This window comes from Pseudomonas sp. LBUM1662 (genome assembly GCF_059695915.1).
The window spans coordinates 3,150,025-3,170,888 of sequence record NZ_CP166793.1 but is presented as its reverse complement, the minus strand read 5'-3'; the positions used below and the strand labels follow the sequence as shown (position 1 = coordinate 3,170,888).

The 20,864-nt window shown below is 59.2% G+C and carries 19 protein-coding genes and 1 pseudogene; 18 read left to right on the top strand and 2 right to left on the bottom strand.

The window, feature by feature from the left end; translation table 11 throughout:
* Nucleotides 1–1,599, top strand: a complete 1,599-nt coding sequence (locus ACA049_RS14370; RefSeq protein WP_497336450.1) for an ABC transporter permease — start codon at nucleotides 1–3, stop codon at nucleotides 1,597–1,599.
* Complete coding sequence (locus ACA049_RS14365; protein ID WP_497336448.1) at nucleotides 1,596–2,666, top strand: ABC transporter ATP-binding protein; 1,071 nt, start codon at nucleotides 1,596–1,598, stop codon at nucleotides 2,664–2,666. The genes ACA049_RS14370 and ACA049_RS14365 overlap by 4 nt, the downstream gene beginning before the upstream one ends.
* 3 nt (nucleotides 2,667–2,669) lie before the next feature.
* Here ACA049_RS14365 and ACA049_RS14360 read toward each other — a convergent pair whose 3' ends face one another.
* A complete protein-coding gene (locus ACA049_RS14360) occupies nucleotides 2,670–3,560 on the bottom strand; it encodes a site-specific integrase (protein ID WP_497336446.1) in 891 nt (296 codons plus the stop codon).
* A 430-nt stretch (nucleotides 3,561–3,990) separates the two neighbouring features.
* On the opposite strand from ACA049_RS14360, the gene arnB reads away from it, so the two are divergent.
* The 12 genes and pseudogenes from arnB to ACA049_RS14300 all read left to right on the top strand — a co-directional run bounded on the left by arnB (nucleotide 3,991) and on the right by ACA049_RS14300 (nucleotide 14,852).
* Entirely contained in the window at nucleotides 3,991–5,139 is a 1,149-nt protein-coding gene (gene arnB / locus ACA049_RS14355) for a UDP-4-amino-4-deoxy-L-arabinose aminotransferase (RefSeq protein ID WP_497336865.1), read from the top strand.
* Nucleotides 5,136–6,155: an undecaprenyl-phosphate 4-deoxy-4-formamido-L-arabinose transferase gene (gene arnC / locus ACA049_RS14350; RefSeq protein ID WP_497336444.1), complete on the top strand. Its 1,020-nt coding sequence runs from the start codon at nucleotides 5,136–5,138 to the stop codon at nucleotides 6,153–6,155. Before arnB ends, arnC begins: the two co-directional genes overlap by 4 nt.
* Nucleotides 6,152–8,143 (top strand): bifunctional UDP-4-amino-4-deoxy-L-arabinose formyltransferase/UDP-glucuronic acid oxidase ArnA, encoded by a 1,992-nt coding sequence (gene arnA / locus ACA049_RS14345; RefSeq protein ID WP_497336442.1) that lies wholly within the window; start codon nucleotides 6,152–6,154, stop codon nucleotides 8,141–8,143. Before arnC ends, arnA begins: the two co-directional genes overlap by 4 nt.
* Complete coding sequence (gene arnD / locus ACA049_RS14340; RefSeq protein ID WP_497336440.1) at nucleotides 8,143–9,027, top strand: 4-deoxy-4-formamido-L-arabinose-phosphoundecaprenol deformylase; 885 nt, start codon at nucleotides 8,143–8,145, stop codon at nucleotides 9,025–9,027. The genes arnA and arnD overlap by 1 nt, the downstream gene beginning before the upstream one ends.
* Nucleotides 9,024–10,673 (top strand): lipid IV(A) 4-amino-4-deoxy-L-arabinosyltransferase, encoded by a 1,650-nt coding sequence (gene arnT, locus ACA049_RS14335; RefSeq protein WP_497336438.1) that lies wholly within the window; start codon nucleotides 9,024–9,026, stop codon nucleotides 10,671–10,673. The genes arnD and arnT overlap by 4 nt, the downstream gene beginning before the upstream one ends.
* A complete protein-coding gene (arnE, locus tag ACA049_RS14330; protein WP_497336436.1) occupies nucleotides 10,670–11,014 on the top strand; it encodes a 4-amino-4-deoxy-L-arabinose-phosphoundecaprenol flippase subunit ArnE in 345 nt (114 codons plus the stop codon). Before arnT ends, arnE begins: the two co-directional genes overlap by 4 nt.
* Nucleotides 11,011–11,412 carry a 4-amino-4-deoxy-L-arabinose-phosphoundecaprenol flippase subunit ArnF gene (gene arnF, locus ACA049_RS14325; RefSeq protein ID WP_497336434.1) on the top strand — a complete coding sequence of 134 codons (402 nt, stop codon included), beginning with the start codon at nucleotides 11,011–11,013 and terminating at the stop codon, nucleotides 11,410–11,412. The genes arnE and arnF overlap by 4 nt, the downstream gene beginning before the upstream one ends.
* Entirely contained in the window at nucleotides 11,409–12,788 is a 1,380-nt protein-coding gene (locus ACA049_RS14320) for a UDP-glucose dehydrogenase family protein (protein ID WP_497336432.1), read from the top strand. The genes arnF and ACA049_RS14320 overlap by 4 nt, the downstream gene beginning before the upstream one ends.
* A gap of 175 nt (nucleotides 12,789–12,963) precedes the next feature.
* A pseudogene (locus tag ACA049_RS14315) lies at nucleotides 12,964–13,107 on the top strand (GNAT family N-acetyltransferase); the annotation flags it as partial.
* Nucleotides 13,108–13,354: 247 nt separating this feature from the next.
* On the top strand, nucleotides 13,355–13,849 hold the full coding sequence (locus tag ACA049_RS14310) for an Hcp family type VI secretion system effector (protein ID WP_497336430.1): 495 nt from the start codon (nucleotides 13,355–13,357) through the stop codon (nucleotides 13,847–13,849).
* Nucleotides 13,837–14,550 (top strand): DUF4225 domain-containing protein, encoded by a 714-nt coding sequence (locus ACA049_RS14305; RefSeq protein ID WP_497336428.1) that lies wholly within the window; start codon nucleotides 13,837–13,839, stop codon nucleotides 14,548–14,550. The genes ACA049_RS14310 and ACA049_RS14305 overlap by 13 nt, the downstream gene beginning before the upstream one ends.
* Entirely contained in the window at nucleotides 14,547–14,852 is a 306-nt protein-coding gene (locus ACA049_RS14300; RefSeq protein ID WP_497336426.1) for a hypothetical protein, read from the top strand. Before ACA049_RS14305 ends, ACA049_RS14300 begins: the two co-directional genes overlap by 4 nt.
* Nucleotides 14,853–15,478: 626 nt before the next feature.
* Here the strand turns inward: ACA049_RS14300 and ACA049_RS14295 are convergent.
* Nucleotides 15,479–16,444 (bottom strand): LysR family transcriptional regulator, encoded by a 966-nt coding sequence (locus ACA049_RS14295; protein ID WP_497336424.1) that lies wholly within the window; start codon nucleotides 16,442–16,444, stop codon nucleotides 15,479–15,481.
* Between the two features lie 307 nt (nucleotides 16,445–16,751).
* On the opposite strand from ACA049_RS14295, the gene argH reads away from it, so the two are divergent.
* From argH to ACA049_RS14275, 4 genes are all read left to right on the top strand, one after another.
* Nucleotides 16,752–18,179: an argininosuccinate lyase gene (gene argH, locus ACA049_RS14290; RefSeq protein ID WP_497336422.1), complete on the top strand. Its 1,428-nt coding sequence runs from the start codon at nucleotides 16,752–16,754 to the stop codon at nucleotides 18,177–18,179.
* Nucleotides 18,180–18,327: 148 nt separating this feature from the next.
* Entirely contained in the window at nucleotides 18,328–19,206 is an 879-nt protein-coding gene (locus ACA049_RS14285; protein WP_109631694.1) for an amino acid ABC transporter permease, read from the top strand.
* Nucleotides 19,207–19,216: 10 nt separating this feature from the next.
* Complete coding sequence (locus tag ACA049_RS14280) at nucleotides 19,217–19,981, top strand: amino acid ABC transporter ATP-binding protein (RefSeq protein ID WP_497336420.1); 765 nt, start codon at nucleotides 19,217–19,219, stop codon at nucleotides 19,979–19,981.
* A 38-nt stretch (nucleotides 19,982–20,019) separates the two neighbouring features.
* The gene (locus ACA049_RS14275) at nucleotides 20,020–20,844 is read left to right on the top strand and encodes an ABC transporter substrate-binding protein (protein ID WP_497336418.1); all 825 of its coding nucleotides are present in this window, start codon (nucleotides 20,020–20,022) and stop codon (nucleotides 20,842–20,844) included.
* Nucleotides 20,845–20,864: the final 20 nt, after the last annotated feature.

Below are 20,864 nucleotides of genomic sequence, written 5' to 3'. Positions count from 1 at the left end.
ATGCCTGAAACCCTGCCAACGGGTATCCCCACGGCGATACCCGACAACCTGCGACGACGTTACCGTGGTGTCTTCGCCGGTCGCGGTGGCGCGTGGGTGATCGGTTTGTCGGTGCTGGTTTCACTGCTGGCGCTGATGCCGATTGCCTTCGTCATCGGCGTGTCGATACAAACCGGCTGGGCAACGCTGGTGCCGCTGGTGTTCCGCCCACGGGTCGGCGAGTTACTGATTAACACCGTGTTGCTGGTGGTGATCACCATTCCTCTGTGCGTTGCGCTTGGCCTGGCACTGGCCTGGTTGACTGAACGCACCAACTTGCTGGGCCGTCGGTGGTGGTCGTTGTTGGCGACTGCGCCGCTGGCGGTGCCGGCGTTTGTTCACAGCTATGCGTGGGTCAGCCTGGTTCCACCGATTCATGGCCTGTTTGCCGGGGTGCTGGTCTCGGTGATCGCCTACTTCCCGTTCCTGTACCTGCCGATCGCAGCCACCCTGCGTCGGCTCGATCCGGCCATCGAAGACGTTGCCGAATCCCTGGGGCTCAAGCCCTGGGCGATCTTTGTTCGCGTGGTGCTGCCGCAACTGCGCCTGGCCATCTGCGGCGGTGCCTTGCTGGTGGGTCTGCACCTGCTGGCGGAATATGGCCTATACGCAATGATCCGCTTCGACACCTTCACCACGGCGATCTTCGATCAGTTCAAATCCACCTTCAACGGCCCCGCTGCGCACATGCTGGCCAGTGTGCTCGCCCTGTGTTGCCTGCTGATGCTCACCGTCGAATCCGCCGCTCGCGGCACGGCGCGTTACGCCCGGGTCGGTTCCGGCAGCGCCCGTGAGCAGCGGGTTGTGCGTCTGGGCGCGCACGCCACCGTGCTTGGTTTGATCCTGCAAATCGTCACCTGTGCCCTGGCGCTGGGGGTGCCGCTGATCACCCTCGGCAAATGGCTGATCGCCGGCGGCACGCAAGTCTGGGACATGACCGAGCTGCTGCCGGCGCTGGAACAAACCCTGTTACTGGGGATTTGCGGCGCCGTCCTCACCACGGGCGCCGCCATTCCGATTGCCTGGCTGTCGATCCGCTCACCGGGGCGGCTGCAGCGATGGCTGGAAGGCTGCAACTACATCACCAGTTCGTTGCCCGGGATCGTCGTGGCCCTGGCCCTGGTCACCATCACCATTCATTTCGCCCGACCGATTTACCAGACCACGGTCATGGTGCTGCTGGCGTATCTGCTGATGTTTTTGCCCCGCGCCCTGGTGAGTTTGCGTGCAGGCATTGCGCAGGCGCCGATAGAACTGGAAAACATCGCCCGCAGCCTCGGTCGTTCACCTGCGCGGGCCTTGTGGCTGATCACCCTGCGCCTGGCCGCGCCCGGAGCTGCCGCCGGTGCCGCGCTGGTGTTTCTGGCAATCACCAATGAGCTGACCGCGACCCTGCTGCTCGCCCCTAACGGCACGCGCACCCTGGCTACCGGTTTCTGGGCACTGACCAGCGAAATCGACTACGCCGCTGCCGCGCCCTATGCCTTGCTGATGATTGTGCTGTCGCTTCCGCTGACCGGACTTCTCTATCACCAATCCAAACGAACGGCTGGCCGATGAACGCTCTTGAACTCGATTCGATCTACAAGTCCTACGGCGCGTATAAGGCCCTGGAGAACATCAGCCTGTCGGTGCCCGCCGGTAGCCGAACGGTGATCGTCGGACCTTCCGGCTCCGGCAAGACCACGTTGCTGCGGATGATCGCCGGCTTCGAGTTTCCGGACACCGGCAAGTTGTCACTCAATGGCCAGACGCTCGTCGACGACACCCACGAAGTCCCGGCGCACCAGCGCCTGATTGGCTATGTTCCGCAGGACGGCGCGCTGTTCCCGCACATGACCGTGGCTGCCAATATCGGTTTCGGGCTGGCGATCAAGGGTGACGCCAAACACCAGCGAGTCGCCGAGTTGATGGACAGCGTGGCCCTCGATTCGAGCATGGCCAAACGTTGGCCCCATGAACTATCCGGTGGCCAGCAACAGCGTGTGGCACTGGCCCGGGCCTTGGCGCAGCAGCCGCGCTTGATGTTGCTGGACGAGCCGTTCTCGGCACTCGATACCGGCCTTCGCGGTGCCATGCGCAAAATGGTCGCGCGGTTGCTGTCCGACGCCGGCGTCACCACCATTCTGGTGACCCATGACCAGAGCGAAGCGTTGTCGTTCGCCGATCAATTGGCGGTGATGCGCGACGGTCGGCTGGTGCAGTCAGGCCATCCGCTGGACCTTTACCGCTATCCCGACGACGAAGAGACCGCGCTGTTTCTCGGCGACGCCGTGGTCATGCCCGCGCGGATCGAGGCCGGCTGGGCCCATTGCGACCTGGGCCGTATTCCGGTCAACAACCACCGCAACAACAAATCGGCGCAGATCATGCTGCGCCCCGAGCAACTGCAACTGGTCAGCATCCAGCCCAGCCCGACCGAAGTCGCCGGGTGCCGCGCCGTGGTGACCGAGCGGGATTTCAGCGGTAACACCTGCACCTTGACCGTGGAGTTGCAGCCTACCGCCGCCGGGGACCCGCACGGTCGATCTTTGATGGTGCGCAGCTCCGGCATGTACGCGCCACCCGCCGGGAGCGCGGTTCACGTCTCGACCATCGGCCATGCCCATGTGCTGAGCGAACCGTGAGCATCAGAGATCGAAACGATCCACCGCACGCCGCCGCTCATTGTCGTCGCGTACATCGTAGTTGGCGGTTGTCTGGATGTTGCTGTGATGAGCGAGTTTCTGTGCGATCGACAGGTCGTGCTCTTCGATCACCCGGGTAATGAACGAACGCCGAAAATCGTGGGGCATGATTTTTACCCCGACCTGCGCGCCGCGCTGGCGGGCGATGTAATAGATCGCGTGTTTGGTGATGCGCTCGCGGGTGATATGGCTGCCACGACGGATGCGGTTGAACAGGAACGGGTCGTCCACCTCGCCTTCCTTGAGGTGCGAACGGCGCAGTTCCAGCCAGGCCTGCAGCTTTTCAAAGGCCCAAGCCGGGGCGTATTTGATCAACTGCTTGTTGCCCTTGGCGGTGACCCGCAAGCTGCGCTCGCTGAAATCCACCTGTGACAGGTCCAGGTTCACCGACTCGGATTTGCGCATCCCCGAGCCGTACAAAATTCCGATGATTGCCGCGTCTCTCAGCCCTTGAGGGCGCGGGTCGGCGGCACACACCGCCATCATTTCCTGAATCAGCGAGCGTCGCAGGTTACGGCCCTGGGACAACCGCGTGCCGGCAATCCCCTTGACCGAGCGCATTTTGAGCAGGTGTTCCTGGCTGATCAGGCTCATGCGCCACGCTTCGTTCATCACCCCGCGCACCGCGTTGACGTACAGCGAAGAGGTATTCGGCGCGTATCCGTCCTCGCGCAACGCCGCGACCAGCGCAATGACGTTGTCGGGCTGGAGCTGATGCCAGGGAATGTCCTCGACGTTCATGTCTTCGAAACCCAGACGGTCGGCCGCATCCTGCAAAACGTAACGCATGGTCAACTGACTGGAGGGCGCCAATCGGGCCAGGTACACGGTCATCGGGTTGGTCTTTGAAGCAACAGGGGCGGTATTAGCTAAGTCAATCAAACGAAACGGCCTTGAGTGGAAACAATTCAGTAGAAACAACAATTCAGTAAAAACAACTAAGGATTGAAACATCCTTCATATAAAGCGAACACTTCTGTAGGACTATTCTTCTAAAAATCGCGATAAACGGTAGAAGTCTGAACAGTGGCTGTATGACTTTCAGATAAACGATTCGAAGACCGGTTTTTCATGTTCCTTTCACAAAATCGGGCATAACCTTCAATCAACCCGACGAACCCTTGTGGGTCGTCACGCTGCCGGTCGCGACCCGGAAAGTCAATTGATGGCTTCCTGCTCCGGCGGTTAAACCCTTGAAAACACGCATCTTTCGGCGATTACGCTGAAGGGCGTCGTTCGCCCGGTGATTCTAATGAGTGAGCTTATGAACGAGGCGTTTCTCCCCTTCTCCCGCCCCACTATCGGCGATGAAGAAATCGCTGCCGTAGAGCAAGTACTGCGCTCAGGCTGGATTACTACCGGGCCGAAAACCCAGCAACTGGAAGAGCAATTCGCCCACTATGTCGGCTGCCGTCATGCCGTTGCACTTTCATCCGCCACCGGCGGCATGCACATCGCATTACTGGCACTGGGAATCGGTGCGGGCGACGAAGTCATAACGCCGTCGCAGACGTGGGTGTCGACCGCCAACATGATTTGCCTGCTGGGCGCCAAACCCGTGTTCGTCGATGTCGACCGTGACACGCTGATGAGCGACCTGGACAGCATCGAAGCGGCGATTACGCCGCGCACCCGGGCCATCATTCCGGTGCATTACGCCGGTGCCGCCTTCGACCTTGATCCGCTTTACGCATTGGCCGACAAACACGGCATCCCCGTCATCGAAGACGCTGCCCATGCGGCCGGCACTTTCTACAAAGGTCGGCACGTCGGCGCGAAAGGCACGGCGATCTTCTCGTTCCACGCGATCAAGAACATGACCTGCGCCGAGGGCGCGATGTTCGTCAGCGATGACGAAGCGCTGGCCAACCGGGTGCGCATGCTCAAATTTCACGGCCTCGGCGTCGATGCCTACGACCGCATGACCCACGGCCGCAAACCCCAGGCGCAGGTGATGGAGCCGGGCTTCAAATACAACCTGGCCGACATCAATGCCGCCATCGCCCTGGTGCAGCTGGCGCGTCTTGAAGAGATCAACGCCAAGCGCACCGAGCTGGCGCGTACCTACCTGCAACGCCTCGAAGGCTCAACGGTGCAACCGCTTGCGATTCCAATGTACCCGCAGCGGCACGCCTGGCACCTGTTCATCCTGCGCATCGACGCCGAGCGCTGCGGGCTGGATCGCGAAGCGTTCATGAAGGCCCTGCTGGAACAGAACATCGGCACCGGCATTCATTTCATCGCCACGCACCTGCACACGTGGTACCGCCAGCGTTTTCCCAACATTTATCTGCCCAACACCGAATGGAACTCGGCGCGCCTGTGTTCGATTCCGTTGTTTCCCGACATGACCACCGATGACGTCAATCGTGTGGTCGACGCCATTGAACACACCCTGGACAGATGCCTGTGAAACCTTATCCGATCCGATGCGTGTCGATCGTCATCCCGGTCTACAACGAGCAAGACAGCCTGCCCGAATTACTGCGGCGCACCGAAGCGGCGTGCCAGCAGCTGCACCATGACTACGAAATCGTGCTGGTGGATGACGGCAGCCGAGACAACTCCGCGCAAATCCTCGAGGACGCCGCCAATCGCGACTGCAGCCCGGTGGTGGCGGTCATTCTCAACCGCAACTACGGCCAGCACGCGGCAATCATGGCCGGTTTCGAACAGTGCAAGGGCGATGTGGTGATCACCCTCGACGCCGATCTGCAAAACCCGCCGGAAGAAATCCCTCGCCTGGTGGCGCAGGCCGAGCTGGGTTATGACGTGGTCGCCACGGTGCGCAACAACCGCCAGGACTCGGCGCTGCGGCGCTGGCCGTCGAAGCTGATCAACCTCGCCGTGCAACGCTCAACCGGCGTCGCCATGAGCGATTACGGCTGCATGCTCCGCGCCTACCGCCGCAGCATCGTCGACGCGATGCTCGCCTGCCGCGAACGCAGCACCTTCATCCCGATCCTGGCCAACAGCTTTGCCCGGCACACCACGGAAATCCTGGTGATGCACGCCGAGCGCGAACACGGCGAATCCAAGTACAGCCCCATGCGCCTGGTCAACCTGATGTTCGACTTGATCACCTGCATGACCACCACGCCGCTGCGCCTGCTGAGCATCGTCGGTTTCGCCATGGCCGGACTGGGCGTGGCGTTCGCCACGGCGCTGATCGTCCTGCGTCTGGTCTTCGGCGCCAGTTGGGCTGGCGACGGCACGTTCGTGTTGTTCGCCGTGCTGTTTGTGTTCACCGGCGGGCAATTCATCGGCATGGGCCTGTTGGGCGAATACCTGGGCCGCATGTACAGCGATGTCCGCGCCCGCCCCCGGTTCTTCGTCGAGAAAGTCCTGCGCAGCCAGCCTGCCACGCCAGCGCCCGTTGTCACCGTCGACGGCCTCACTAACACTTCTTCCGATCAGGTTCTCTCATGAGCACAAAAGCTGTTGTCTTCGCCTATCACGATATCGGCTGTGCCGGCATCGAAACCCTGCTCGACTCGGGCTTCGAAATCGCCGCTGTGTTTACCCATGCCGATGATCCGAAGGAAAACGCCTTTTACGGCTCTGTAGCGCAACTGTGCGCGCGCAAGGGCATCCCGGTTCACGCCCCGGAAGATGCCAACCATCCGCTGTGGATCGAGCGCATCAGCAAGCTCAACCCCGATTACCTGTTCTCGTTCTACTACCGTCACCTGCTGAGCGAACCGCTATTGGCCACGGCGCGCAAAGGCGCGTTCAACCTGCACGGTTCGTTGTTGCCACGCTACCGCGGCCGCGCGCCGGCCAATTGGGTGCTGGTCAACGGTGAAACCGAAACCGGCGTGACGTTGCACCGCATGGTCCAGCGCGCCGACGCCGGCGCGGTCCTCGCCCAGCAACGGGTGGCCATTGATCGCAGCGACACCGCGCTGAGCCTGCACGGTAAATTGCGTGTGGCCGCCATCGATCTGCTGCGCGATGCCTTGCCGGCATTGCTCGCCGGCCGAATCAGCGAAGTCCCGCAGGACGAATCTCAAGCCACGGTGTTCGGTCGTCGCACTCCGGCCGACGGCAAACTGGTCTGGAAAAAACCCGCCGAAGAGCTGTTCAACTTGGTCCGTGCCGTGACCCAGCCGTATCCGGGCGCGTTCTGCGCCGTCGGTGAGTACAAGCTGATTGTCTGGAGCGCCGAAGTCGCCAAGGGCAATGAAGGTCAGGCACCGGGCCGGGTGATCAGCGTCGATCCGCTGCGCATTGCCTGTGGCGAAGACTCTTTGGTGATCACCGCCGGCCAGCGCAACGACAACGGCCTGTACCTGAGCGGCCCGCAACTGGCCAACGAGCTGGGGCTGGTCGACGGTTCGGTGTTGCGTGGTGCCGAGTCCGGTCGCGCGCCGCGCCGCACTCGGGTGCTGATCCTTGGCGTCAACGGGTTCATCGGCAATCACTTGTCCGAGCGCCTGCTGCGTGACGACCAATACGAGGTGTACGGCCTCGATATCGGTTCCGACGCCATCGAGCGCTTGCGCAGCCATCCGCGTTTCCACTTCGTCGAAGGCGATATCAGCATTCACTCCGAGTGGATCGAATACCACATCAAGAAGTGCGACGTGATCCTGCCGCTGGTGGCGATTGCCACGCCGATCGAATACACCCGCAACCCGTTGCGTGTATTCGAACTGGACTTCGAAGAGAACCTGAAACTGGTGCGCTACTGCGTCAAATACAACAAGCGCGTGATCTTCCCTTCCACCTCCGAAGTCTATGGCATGTGTCAGGACCAGAACTTCGACGAAGACACCTCAAACCTTGTCGTCGGCCCGATCAACAAGCAGCGCTGGATTTATTCGATCTCCAAGCAATTGCTCGACCGGGTGATCTGGGCCTACGGCCAGAAAGGCCTCAACTTCACGTTGTTCCGTCCTTTCAACTGGATGGGCCCGCGTCTGGACCGACTGGACTCGGCGCGGATCGGCAGCTCCCGGGCCATCACCCAATTGATCCTCAACCTGGTGGAAGGCACGCCGATTCGCTTGTTCGACGGCGGCGAGCAGAAACGCTGCTTTACTGACATCGCCGACGGCGTCGAAGCGCTGGCCCGGATCATCGACAACGAGAACGATGCCTGTAATGGCCAGATCATCAACATCGGCAACCCGGACAACGAGGCCAGCATCCGTCAGCTTGGCGAGGAGCTGTTGCGTCAGTTCGAAGCGCACCCGTTGCGGGGCAACTTTCCGCCGTTCGCCGGTTTCCGCGACGTGGAAAGCAAGGCGTTCTACGGCACCGGTTATCAGGACGTGTCCCACCGCAAACCGAGCATCGCCAATGCCAAGCGCCTGCTGGACTGGACGCCGACGGTGGAGATGAGCGAGACCATCGGCAATACGCTGGATTTCTTCCTGCGTGAAGCCATGCTCGAACAAGCGGACAAGCATTGATGCAGGCAGGCCTTCGAATCGATGTCGACACTTACAGAGGCACCCGTGAGGGGGTGCCGCGGCTGCTGGAAATCCTCGATGAAGCGCAGGTCAAGGCGACGTTTTTCTTTAGCGTCGGGCCAGACAACATGGGGCGTCATCTGTGGCGCCTGATCCGCCCGCAGTTTCTATGGAAAATGCTCCGCTCCAACGCTGCCGGCCTGTATGGCTGGGACATTCTGCTGGCCGGCACCGCCTGGCCGGGCAAACCGATCGGTCGCGACCTCGGGCACCTGATGCGTCAGGCCCGGGATGCCGGCCATGAAGTCGGCCTGCACGCTTGGGATCACCATGGCTGGCAAGCCAATGCCGGGCGCTGGAGCGACGCGCAGCTGATCGAACAGATCCGCCAGGGCGTCGACACGCTCAGTGACATCCTCGGGCAAAAGATCGAGTGCTCGGCGTCTGCCGGTTGGCGCGCGGATGAGCGCGTGATCGAGGCCAAGCAGGCCTTCGGTTTTCGCTACAACAGCGATTGTCGTGGCCAGCGTCTGTTTCGCCCGACACTGGCCGGGGGTGGATTGGGGGCGCCGCAGGTTCCGGTGGACCTGCCGACCTTCGATGAAGTGGTGGGATCAACCGTCGCGGCCAATGACTTCAACGGGTTCATTCTCGATCGGTTCAGCCCTGAAAAACTCAACGTCTATACGATTCATGCCGAAGTAGAAGGGATTCTGATGGCCAACGATTTCCGCCGACTGCTGGCCGATGCGCGCCAGCGTGGCATCGGTTTCAACCCCCTGGGCGATCTACTGCCCGAAGCCCTCGGCACCTTGCCAGCAGGACGCGTGGTGCGCGGCACGTTCGAAGGTCGCGAAGGCTGGCTGGGAGTGCAAAGCGTATGAGTAAACGCTGGGCACTGCCGCTGCTGCTGGGAATTGTCCTGTTGGCGTACCTGTTGCCGTTGGGCAGCCACGGTTTATGGATCCCCGACGAAACCCGCTACGCGCAGATCAGCCAGGGCATGTTGTTAAGTGGCGACTGGGTGTCGTCGCATTTCATGAATGTGCGTTATTTCGAAAAACCGGCAGCCGGCTATTGGATGATCGCCGCCAGCCAGGCGCTGTTTGGCCAGAACCTGTTCGGGGTGCGCTTTGCATCGGCACTGAGCATGGGCCTGAGCGTGGTGCTGTGCTTCCTGATCGCCCGTCGACTGTGGAACGAGCCGCGCAAGAGCTTTGCCTGTGCGCTGCTGTACATGAGTTTCACCGTCATCGCTGGCGCTGCGGGCTACGCCAACCTCGATCCGCAGTTCACTTTTTGGGTCAATCTGAGCCTGGTCGCTTTGTGGTTTGCGCTGGACAGTGTCCGCCGTGGCCCGCGCCTGATCGGTTGGGCGGTGTTGGGACTTGCTTGCGGCATGGGTTTCCTGACCAAGGGTTTCCTGGCCTGGTTGCTGCCGGTGTTGATCGCCCTGCCCTGGATGCTCTGGCAGAAACGCTGGCGTGAGCTGCTGATCTACGGCTCGCTGGCAGTCGTCGTGGCCATCACCGTGAGTCTGCCGTGGGCGCTCGCTATTCACGCGCAAGAGCCCGACTACTGGCGGTTCTTCTTCTGGCACGAACACATCCGCCGCTTCGCCGGCGACGATGCCCAGCATGACGCGCCGTGGTGGTTTTATCTGCCGTTGCTGGTCGCCTTCAGTCTGCCGTGGTTGGGTTTATTGCCTCCCGCGTTGAAACAGGCATGGCAAACACGCGCGCAGGCCCCCATCGGGTTCCTGTTGTTGTGGTTGCTGATGCCGCTGCTGTTTTTCAGCCTCAGCAATGGCAAGTTGCCGAGTTACATCCTGCCGTGCCTGTTGCCACTGGCGTTGCTGCTGGGTCATGCGCTCGCCGACCGCTTGAAGCTGGAACAAGGTCGGGCCCTTGGGATCAACGGCTTGCTGAACTTGCTGCTGGGCCTGACCACCCTGCTCGCCCTCGTTTATCTGCAACTGCAAAAGCCGATCTACGACCATGAACTGCACAACCTGGTGTTGGTGTTCATCGGGTTGATCGGCTGGATCATGGCCAACCTGCTTCAAGCCTTCAGACCGCTGCAATGCTGGGCGGCACCGGCGTTTGGCAGCCTGCTGCTGATCGGCCTGCTGCCCGCCGGGCTGCCCAATTCGGTGGTGGCCAACAAGATGCCCGACCAATTCATCCGCGAGCATGCCGGGGAACTCGGCCAGACCGACCGCCTGCTGAGCAACGATCTCGGCGCCGCCGCTGCGTTGGCCTGGCGCCTGAAACGTCCGGACGTGGCGTTGTACAACACGATAGGCGAACTGAAATATGGCCTTGCTTATCCTGACTCGGTGCAGCAACGCGTCGATCCCGATCAGGTTCAGCAGTGGATGCGCAACGCCCGCCAGAACGGCTCGGTCGGCGTGGTGATGCGGGTCAAGGGTGACGACGAGCTGCAAGAAATCGAACGCCTGCCCAAGGATGGCAAACGCTATGAACAAGGCAATCTGGTGATTCTGATCTTTCCTCAGGGTGCGTCATGAGCCTGCTTCTGCTGTTGGCCGCGTGCCTGCTGACCTGCCTGGGCCAGATCGCCCAGAAGTACGCCGTCGAGAGCTGGCGTGCGAAGCCGTCGGCCTGGGGCGAGAAACTGCGCTCGCCATGGTTGTGGCTGGCGCTCGCAGCGCTTGGGGCAGGCTTGCTGGTCTGGCTGCTGGTGTTGCAGCGTCTTGAAGTCGGCGTTGCCTACCCGATGCTGAGCCTGAACTTCGTACTGATCACCCTGATCGCCCGCTTTGTTTTCCACGAACCCGTCGACCGCCAGCACTGGCTGGGAGTGGCGCTGGTGATCGGCGGCGTGATTCTGCTGGGGCAACACGCATGAGCCTGCGTCGCGGAATCACCTTCGCCATGGGCAGCGTGCTGCTCGGCAGCGCGGCGCAGTTGGGGATGCGCTGGAGCATGACGCGCCTGCCCTCCCCCGAACATTTGCTGACTTCCAGCGTCGATGCGACGGCTGTCGCCGTGGTGCTGGGCGCGATCCTGGCCTATGCCCTTTCAATGTTTTGCTGGCTTGCAGCCTTGCGCGATGTGCCGCTGGGCCGGGCTTATTCGCTGCTGAGCATCAGCTACGCGCTGGTGTATCTGCTGGCGGCCAGCCTGCCGCTGTTCAACGAAACATTCAGCCTTTCAAAAAGCCTCGGGGTGGCCCTGGTCATGCTCGGGGTCATCACCATCAATTCACGTCCAGCTCGCGCGCCCGAACTCAGGAGTGCCTCATGAAAATCAGTGTATTTGGTAGCGGTTACGTTGGTCTGGTGCAAGCCGCCGTTCTGGCAGAAGTCGGCCACGACGTGGTCTGCATGGACATTGACGAGAAGAAAGTCGAGTTGCTGCAACAGGGCCACGTGAGCATTTTCGAACCGGGGCTGGCCAGCCTCGTGCGTGAAAGCCTGGAAGCCAAACGCCTGCAATTCACCACCGATGAAAAACTCGCGGTGCAGCACGGCCAGGTGCTGTTTATCGCAGTCGGCACGCCGTCCCGGGACGATGGTTCGGCGGACTTGCGTTACGTGTTGTCGGTGGGTGAAGCGGTGGCACGGCATCGTGAGCAGCCGGTGATTCTGGTGGAGAAATCCACGGTGCCGGTGGGCACGGGCGACACCTTGCGCGCGCATATCGACAAGTGCCTGATCAAGGTCGGCCGCTTGCTGCAGTTCGATATCGTCTCCAACCCCGAGTTTCTCAAGGAAGGCTCGGCTGTGGCGGACTGCCGGCGCCCGGACCGAATCGTCATCGGCTGCGAGAGCGATGACGTGCGCGACGTGATGCGCGACCTCTACGCGCCGTTCAACCGCAACCACGACCGCATCATGTTCATGGACCTGCGCAGCGCCGAACTGACCAAGTACGCCGCCAACTGCATGCTGGCGACCAAGATCAGCTTCATCAACCAGATCGCCGAACTGGCCGAACACCTCGGTGCAGACATTGAGTCGGTGCGCCTGGGCATCGGCGCCGACTCGCGCATCGGTTACCACTTCATTTACCCCGGCTGCGGTTATGGCGGCTCGTGTTTCCCCAAAGACATGCGCGCGCTGATTCACAGCGCTGAAGAGGCGCACTGCTCCAGCGACCTGCTGCAAGCGGTGGAAGCGATCAACCAGCGGCAGAAGCACAAGCTGTTCGAGCGCATCAATGCGTTCTACCAGGGCGACTTGCGCGGCAAAACCTTCGCCGTGTGGGGCCTGGCCTTCAAACCCAACACCGATGACATGCGTGATGCACCGAGCCGGGTGTTGCTGGAATCGCTATGGGCCGCCGGGGCCAGCGTGCGTGCGTTCGACCCGGAAGCCATGCAGGAAACCCAGCATCTGTATCCCGACGAGTCGAAGCTGATGCTGATGGGCACGCCGGAATCGGTACTGGCCGGTGCCGATGCGTTGATCATTTGCACTGAATGGCAACAGTTCAAGGCCCCGGATTTCAACCTGATCCAGCAGCGGCTGAAGGCGCCGGTGATCTTCGACGGACGCAACCTGTACGACGCCGAACGCCTGGCCCGCAATGGATTCCTGTACTTCCCCATGGGGCGTGGGGAATCGCGCAAACTGCCGATTCCGCATCAACAGTGGCCGGCGGCGCAGGTTGTTGCTTGATTGCGTTGTGCTAGCCCCGTAGCAGCTGCCGAGCAACGCGAGGCTGCGTTCGGCGACGCAGTCGTCGTAAAACCTGCGCATGCGGTTCACCTGATAAACCGCGGTGCCTGACTTCACGACTGCTTCGCAGCCGAACGCAGCCTCGCGTTGCTCGGCAGCTGCTACAGTGCCGCGCATGAATTTTATTGTCCGCCGCGCCCACTTTGCCGACGCCGCCGCCCTCCCCGCCATCGAGCGTTCGGCGGCGGAACTGTTTCGTCGTGACCCTTGGCTGGACTGGCTCGCCGATGCTGAGGTGCCTGATGCAGAGCACCATCAACGGGTGATCGAGACGGCTGATGAGCCCGGCTGAAATCAACCCACGGTTTACCCGGTGAGCGGCGGTGTGCGATGCATCTCACGCTCTGAACACGCAACTTGCGCCGGGGCTTGGGGCCGATGCTCATCGGTCATCGCATCAGATAAAGAAAAAACACTCACGTCCTACCTTGCGCCCAGAAACCTCCTACATCTACGCGTTGACGATTTCAATAAGGTGCCCATCCGACGCAAGGAGAGGCACCCCTATGGCCAATCACGGCTACATGACAATCACAGGTAGAACCCAAGGACTGATATCGGCGGGTTGTTCAACTCAAGAGTCGATTGGTAATAAATGTCAAACCGGACATACAGATGAAATCATGGTGCTGTCTTACAGCCACAACATGGCCAATATAGGAAACATCAACAAGCCAACACACCGCCCACTCGTGATTACAAAAAACGTAGACAAGTCATCACCTTTACTGGCTCAGGCACTTTCAAGTAGAGAGGAAATAAGCTGCGCGATAAATTTCTATCGAATTTCTTCGTACGGTCTTCAGGAGAAATTCTTCAGCGTCGAAATCGAAGGCGGAATTATTGCTGACCTGACACTTGATATGCCGCATGTTGTTTTACAGAACGACGTCGAACCCCAGGAGCACGTTGCAATTCGTTATCGCGAAATCACCTGGCGACACCATCTCGCCGGTACCAGCGGGTACGGATCTTGGGGAAATAACGAATGGGACAGTTAAAAGATCGCTGCGAAACGGGCGACTGTGATTATTGGGCAGTTAGTAAAGCGGCGGGTAATTTGACGAGTCAGGCATGCACGCTGTCTGCTCGCCATATTAAAGATGGGACGTTGCGTTTGCAGTTCAATCGTGAAGTGTCTTACTACGCGAGGGGAATTGTTAATGATGTGGCGCAGGGGCGAAAAAGTGCTGATCAGGGATTGAAGGAAATAAAGAACGAACAAAACAGTTTGCTCAGCCAGTCATGGGAAGTAGCGAAGAAAGGTGCGGGCGTGGTCGCTGGGGGAATACAGGTCTTTACAGGAGCAGGAGTTTGCTATGGATCAGGAGGCACGTTATGCCTTGTTTTTGGCGGCTCCATGATGCTCCACGGCGTGAATAATATTTATGAGAACGGGCGTAACCTGTTAGAGGATCGTACTGATACGCAGGGGCCAACCCGAAAAGTTTATCAATCGATAGCAAAAGGACTCGGCCAGTCTGAGAGGGAGGGCAATATTGCTTACGCAACCGCTGATATTGCCACGTCAGTTTTTGGGATTTTTAGGAATACTTTGAAGCCAGATGCATGGCGACTATTTAGATATATAAAAACAGATTATGCGCGCTCCTATAAAAATATGGGACCTGCATCACGCGCCTTGGAGGCGCACACTACCTACCAGACAACAAAACAAATACAGCAGGAAATCGAAAAATGATAGTCTGGATTTTTCCACTGCTTGCGATTCTAGGTGTAACTACGGCTTACTTCCTGAAGATACATCTGTCCGGCGACAACCTGAATCACACCAAACTCTGCTTGGGGCTGGTGTTAAATGCAGTATTTGTGATCCCTTATATAGGCATCATCGAAAATAACAAATTCCCAGTTTTAGGTTATCGCCCGGACATAGTTTCAGATAATCCATTTATTGGCTGGATTGCGTTTGCCAGCATTCTTCTTCATTCGTTTTCGCTTCCTGTAAAACACGAGGTTAAATTTTGGTTCTCGAAAAAATAATAGCGGCGATAATTAGATCGTTTTTTATTATTTCTTGCGCGGCCTTTCACACGGCATGGATTCTGCTGGCGCTGAATTACCTCCTTGAAATGGAAGTTGAAACGTTTAGAGTGGTCGGAGGCATTTGTTTTGCTGTTGTATTGTTTTATTGTTTCAGGCTTGGATACAAGAAACTTGAAAAACTTGAAACTTAGTAACAATTTTATGCTGCGCAGACTAGTTCTAAAGCCCGGTTCTTGGCGATTATTTAGATTCGTTCGCGCCGATTATGCTCGAGCATATAAACATACACCGATACCCGTATTCGTTTTAGACAGAACTGCAGACGCTATAACCGTGGATGGAATGCTAGACCAGTGGAAAAGCAACAAATAAACCAATCACTACAATACACTGAGCTCCGCATGAAAAAATTAATTTCAGATATGCGAATGTATTTATTTTCCCTTGGGTGCGCTGGCTTTCATACAGTCTGGACCTCACTATTAATAGTTTATTTTTTTGAGCCTGACATTTTCGCAGCTAGAGTAGTGATAGTTATATGCTTCGTTATTTGGTCATCCTATTGCCTGAAAATCATTCCAAAAGAACTCCGAAAACTTCAAGGGAGATGAATTTTCAGTCCCTCAACCCACTACCCTCAAATCAACCTTCAACGCCTGTGCAAAGGCCTTCACCAACGGACTGCGCACGGTGTTATGGCGCAGGATCAAATTGAATGGTGTGTCGAAGTGAATCGATGTCGGGCGCAGGGCTCGCAGTTGTCCTTGGGCGACCATGGCGGCGGCGTAATGCTGAGGAAGAAAACCGAGGAATCGTCCGGTCTTGATGAGCAACGCCACGGCTTCGACCTGGGTGGCGGAGGCGGAAAAGCTGTTGTACGCGGCGAAGTTGAGCTTGTCGCGGTGGATCGCGTAGCGGTGATTGACCCACTCGTACTGCTTGAGTACGTCCCCCCCGAGTTGTTCGTCAGGCACCTCGAACAATGGGTGTCCGACCGCGCAGTAGGCTTCGGACCGCTCCTCGTACAGGGCGAAGTAATCAAACTCTTCCCGGCGCTGGTATACCGGCACAATACCCGCCACCAAGCGACCTTCCACCACGCCTCTTTCCACTTCATCCAGTTGCGAGGCTTGAAGCTGGAAACGCACCTTCGGTGACTCTTCATTAATCTGTTTAAGCGCCGCAACTAATGGCGAACTTTCATCGGTCAGCGTGTTATCAATAACCCCCACTCCAAGGTCGCCAACAAGTTCGTTCTGCGCCGAACTAAGCCGATCACGAAAGTTGTCAACCGAGGCGAACAAATCGATGGACGCCTGGTACACCAGATTGCCTTCTTCGGTCAGGTGAAAACCTTCCCTGCCGCGGGTACACAAGCGCATGCCGATACGAATTTCAAGGTCGGAGATCTGTTTGCTGATGGCCGCCAACCCCACATTCAGCTCGTTCTGAGCGGCACTGAAACCGCCGGCCTCGACCACGGCCTTGAAGACTTTTAGCAGTTTGAAATCCAGGCCGCTGAGGGCCAACGGCGCGCGATGCGTCGTTTTCAGCGGCGGGTTTCCGGAATTGGAAAGTGGGGTTTCCATAATGCTTATTTACCTCTGGCGCCCTATTCAACACTCTGTGTCCAACAACAAAAATAGTGCTGGTAAATAATAATGAACACAGAAAACCAGGCTTGGCAACCGCTAATAATCCCCGTACTTCAGTGCCAACTCACTGATTTCGAACTATTAAAAGCTGACACTTCGATCAGCTCTCGCCACTTCGTAACTGCCCCTATTGAAAACTGCTTTGGCCTGACCACGCCCGGTTGATTGTTTAACGATCCCGGCGAGGGTTCCAGGCCCGGCATACCGATTTCAATTCGCTTTACCGACGAGGAAAACAACAATGTCTCAAACCACCGACCGTCTCTGGGGTGCGCGCTTCAAAAGCGGCCCGTCCGAAGCCCTGGCGGCCTTGTCCCGTTGCCCCGAGCGCTACTTTCGCCTCACCCCGTATGACCTCGCCGGTTCCAAGGCACATGCCCGCGAACTGCAACGCGCCGGGCTGCTGAGCGAGCAGGAAACCCTGACCATGCTCGACGCCCTGCAGCGCATCGGTGATGACTTCCGCGCCGGCAGCATCGCACCGACCCTGGACGACGAAGACGTCCACACCTTCATCGAACGCCTGCTGACCGAACGCCTCGGCGCCCTCGGTGGCAAGCTGCGCGCCGGTCGTTCCCGTAACGACCAGACCGCCAACGACCTGCGTCTGTTCCTGCGCGATCATGTGCGCACCCTGGCCGTTGAAGTGCTGGCCTTGCAGCAAGCGCTCGTCGATCAGGCCGAGCAACACATCGAGAGCATCTGCCCGGGCTTCACTCACCTGCAACAGGCCCAGCCGATCGTCTTCGCCCACCACTTGCTGGCTCACGCGCAATCGATGTTGCGTGACGTGCAACGCCTGGTGGACTGGGACAATCGCACCTCGCTGTCGCCCCTCGGTGCGGCGGCCATGGCCGGTTCCGCCATCGCGCGTTTGCCACAGCAGTCGGCCAAGGAAATGGGCTACAGCGGCGTCTGCGAAAACTCCATCGATGCCGTGGCCAGCCGCGATCACGTCGCCGAGTTCCTGTTTATCGCCAGCATGCTCGGGATCAACATTTCCCGCCTCGCCGAAGAATTCTGCCTGTGGTCGTCGCGGCAATTTCGCTGGGTCGCCCTGGACGATGCCTACGCCACCGGCAGCTCGATCATGCCGCAGAAAAAGAACCCGGACATTGCCGAACTGGCGCGGGGCAAGGCTGGCCGGTTGATTGGCAACCTGACCGGTTTGTTGTCGACGCTGAAATCCCTGCCGCTGTCGTACAACCGTGACTTGAGCGAAGACAAAAACGGCGTGCTCGACAGTGTCGATACCTTGCTGCTGGTGCTGCCGGCCATGGCCGGGATGGTTGCGACCATGAAGGTCAACGTCGAGGAGCTGCGCCGTCAGGCCCCGCTCGGTTTCACCCTCGCCACTGAAGTTGCCGACTGGCTTGCCATGCGTGGCGTGCCGTTCAAGGAAGCGCATGAAATCACTGGTGCGCTGGTCCAGGCTTGCGAGAAACACGACATTGAATTGTGGGAAGCGTCCCCGGCGCTGTTGGCCGAGATCGACCCGCGCCTCAAACCGGAAGTGCGCGACAGCCTGACCCTCGAAGCCGCCATCGCTGCCCGCAGCGGCTGGGGCGGAACAGCGCCGCAACAAGTGCGCGAGCAGATTGGCCGCTTGAAAACCGCCCTTGCGGCGCAGCAAGAGTGGACCGAGAACTATCAGGGTTTCCGCCTCTGAAAATGGCACAAAACCCGTAGGAGCGAGGCTTGCCCGCGAAGAGGCCGTCACAGGCAAAATCACTGTTGACTGACACACCGCTTTCGCGAGCAAGCTTCGCTCCTACAGGGATTGTGTTGGATTTGAAAGAACAGTTCGGAGAAACAACATGAGCCAGACTCAGGCAGAACGACTCCAGCGGGAGCGAAAACTGGCGGAAAACCAGTTCGACATCACCCAGTACCACCACGTCCCCCGGCGTTACTACGGGCGGATTTTCTTCGCCACCGTGATCGTCATTGCGATTCTCGGCCTGGTGCGGGCCTTCGCCGAAGGCAAGATCGAATGGTCGTACATCGGCCAGTTCCTTACCTCGCAGGCGATCATGTGGGGCTTGCTCAACACCATCGTCATGGCGGTGCTGGCGATGGCGCTGGGCATCGTCTTCGGGGTGATCACGGCGATCATGCGCATGTCCGCCAACCCGATCCTGCGTTATGTGGCAGTGACCTACACCTGGCTGTTTCGCGGTACGCCGCTGATCCTGCAACTGCTGTTGTGGTTCAACCTGGCGCTGATCTTCCCCACCATCGGCATCCCCGGTCTGTTCGAAATGGACACCGTGAGCCTGATGACGCCGTTCGTGGCCGCCCTCCTCGGCTTGAGCATCAATCAGGGCGCCTACACCGCCGAAGTAGTGCGTGCCGGCCTGTTGTCGGTCGATACCGGCCAATACGAAGCGGCCAAGTCGATCGGCATGCCACGTCTGCAAGCGCTGCGCCGGATCATCCTGCCGCAAGCCATGCGGGTGATCATTCCGCCGGTGGGCAACGAGTTCATCGGCATGGTGAAAATGACCTCCCTGGCGAGTGTCATCCAGTATTCGGAGCTGCTCTACAACGCCCAGAACATCTACTACGCCAACGCCCGCGTGATGGAGCTGCTGATCGTCGCCGGTATCTGGTACCTGGCCACCGTCACCGTGCTGTCCTTCGGTCAAAGCCGTCTGGAGCGTCGTTTCGCTCGCGGCGCCGGCAAGCGTTCTTGAGGAATTCGACATGAGAAGCATCGTCAAGGCCGTGAGCCTGAACAAGTATTACGACCAGTTCCACGCGCTCAAGGACGTCAACATCGAAGTCGAGCAAGGCGAAGTGCTGTGCATCATCGGCCCGTCCGGCTCCGGCAAAAGTACTTTGCTGCGTTGCGTCAACCAGCTGGAAAAGATCGACAAGGGCGGCCTCTGGGTCGACGGCGAACTGGTGGGCTACCGCGTCGTCGGCAACAAACTGCACGAACTCAACGAGTCGCAGATCGCCCGTCAACGCCTGTCCACCGGCATGGTGTTCCAGCGCTTCAACCTGTTCCCGCACATGACTGTGCTTCAAAACATCATTGAAGGGCCGTGCCAGGTGCTCAAGCGCTCGCCCAAAGAGGCGCACGAAGAAGCCCTGGAACTGCTCGCCCGCGTCGGCCTGGCCGACAAGCGCGACAGCTACCCGATCGAGCTGTCGGGTGGTCAGCAACAACGCGTCGCCATTGCCCGAGCCCTGGCCATGCGCCCCAAGCTGATGCTGTTCGATGAACCCACTTCGGCACTCGACCCGGAACTGGTCGGTGAGGTGCTGTCGGTGATGCGCGACCTCGCGCACACCGGCATGACCATGATCGTCGTCACCCATGAACTGGGCTTCGCTCGCGAGGTTTCCAACCGCATGGTGTTCATGGACGGCGGGCAGATCGTGGAGGCTGGAAGCCCCGAAGAAATACTAATAAGTCCGCAAAACCCGCGCACCCAAAGCTTCATTTCTGCCGTTCGAACTTAAGCGCCAGCTGGCGTAACAACACTCATAAGAGAACGACCATGAAGAACATAGTGATCCCCGCAGTACTCGCAAGCGTTATGGCATCCGGCTTCACCTTCGCCGCTGAGCTTCCAGCCAGCATCAAGGAAAAAGGCGAGGTCGTGGTAGCCATCATGCCGAACTACCCGCCGATGGATTTCAAGGACCCGGCCACCAACACCCTCACCGGTCTCGACGTTGACCTGGGCAACGCCCTGGCCGAACGTCTGGGCGTGAAGATCAAATGGCAGGAAACCGGCTTCGAGCAAATGATCAACGCGCTGACCACCGACCGCGTGGATATGGTGATGTCAGGCATGACCGACACTGCCGAGCGTCAGGCCAGCGTGACCTTCGTCGACTACTTCACCAGCGGCCCGCAGTTCTACACCTTGCAGAAGAACAAGGACTTCAACGAGATCACCGACCTGTGCGGCAAGAAAGTCGGCACCAGCCGCCGTACCACCTTCCCGGCGGAAATCGCTGAATACAGCAAGGCTCACTGCGAAGCCGCCGGCAAACCGGCCATCGTCGTGGTCGGCACCGAAGGCTCGGCCGATGCCCGCGCCCAGCTGCGTCAGAGCCGTATCGATGCCGCGATGCAAGGCAGCGAAACCCTGCCGTACCTCAAGACCCAGGAAAAGGACATGTACAAGACCGTGGGCCTGCCGATCTCCCAGCAGTTCACCGGACTGGGCGTGAGCAAGAAAAAACCTGAGCTGAGCGAAGCGGTGAAAGTCGCGTTGCAGAGCATGGTGGATGACGGCAGTTACCAGACCATCCTGAAAAAATGGGACCTGGAACTGGGTGCAATCAAAACCGTAACCATCAACGCCGGCAAGTAATGCTTGCCCTGTAGGAGCGA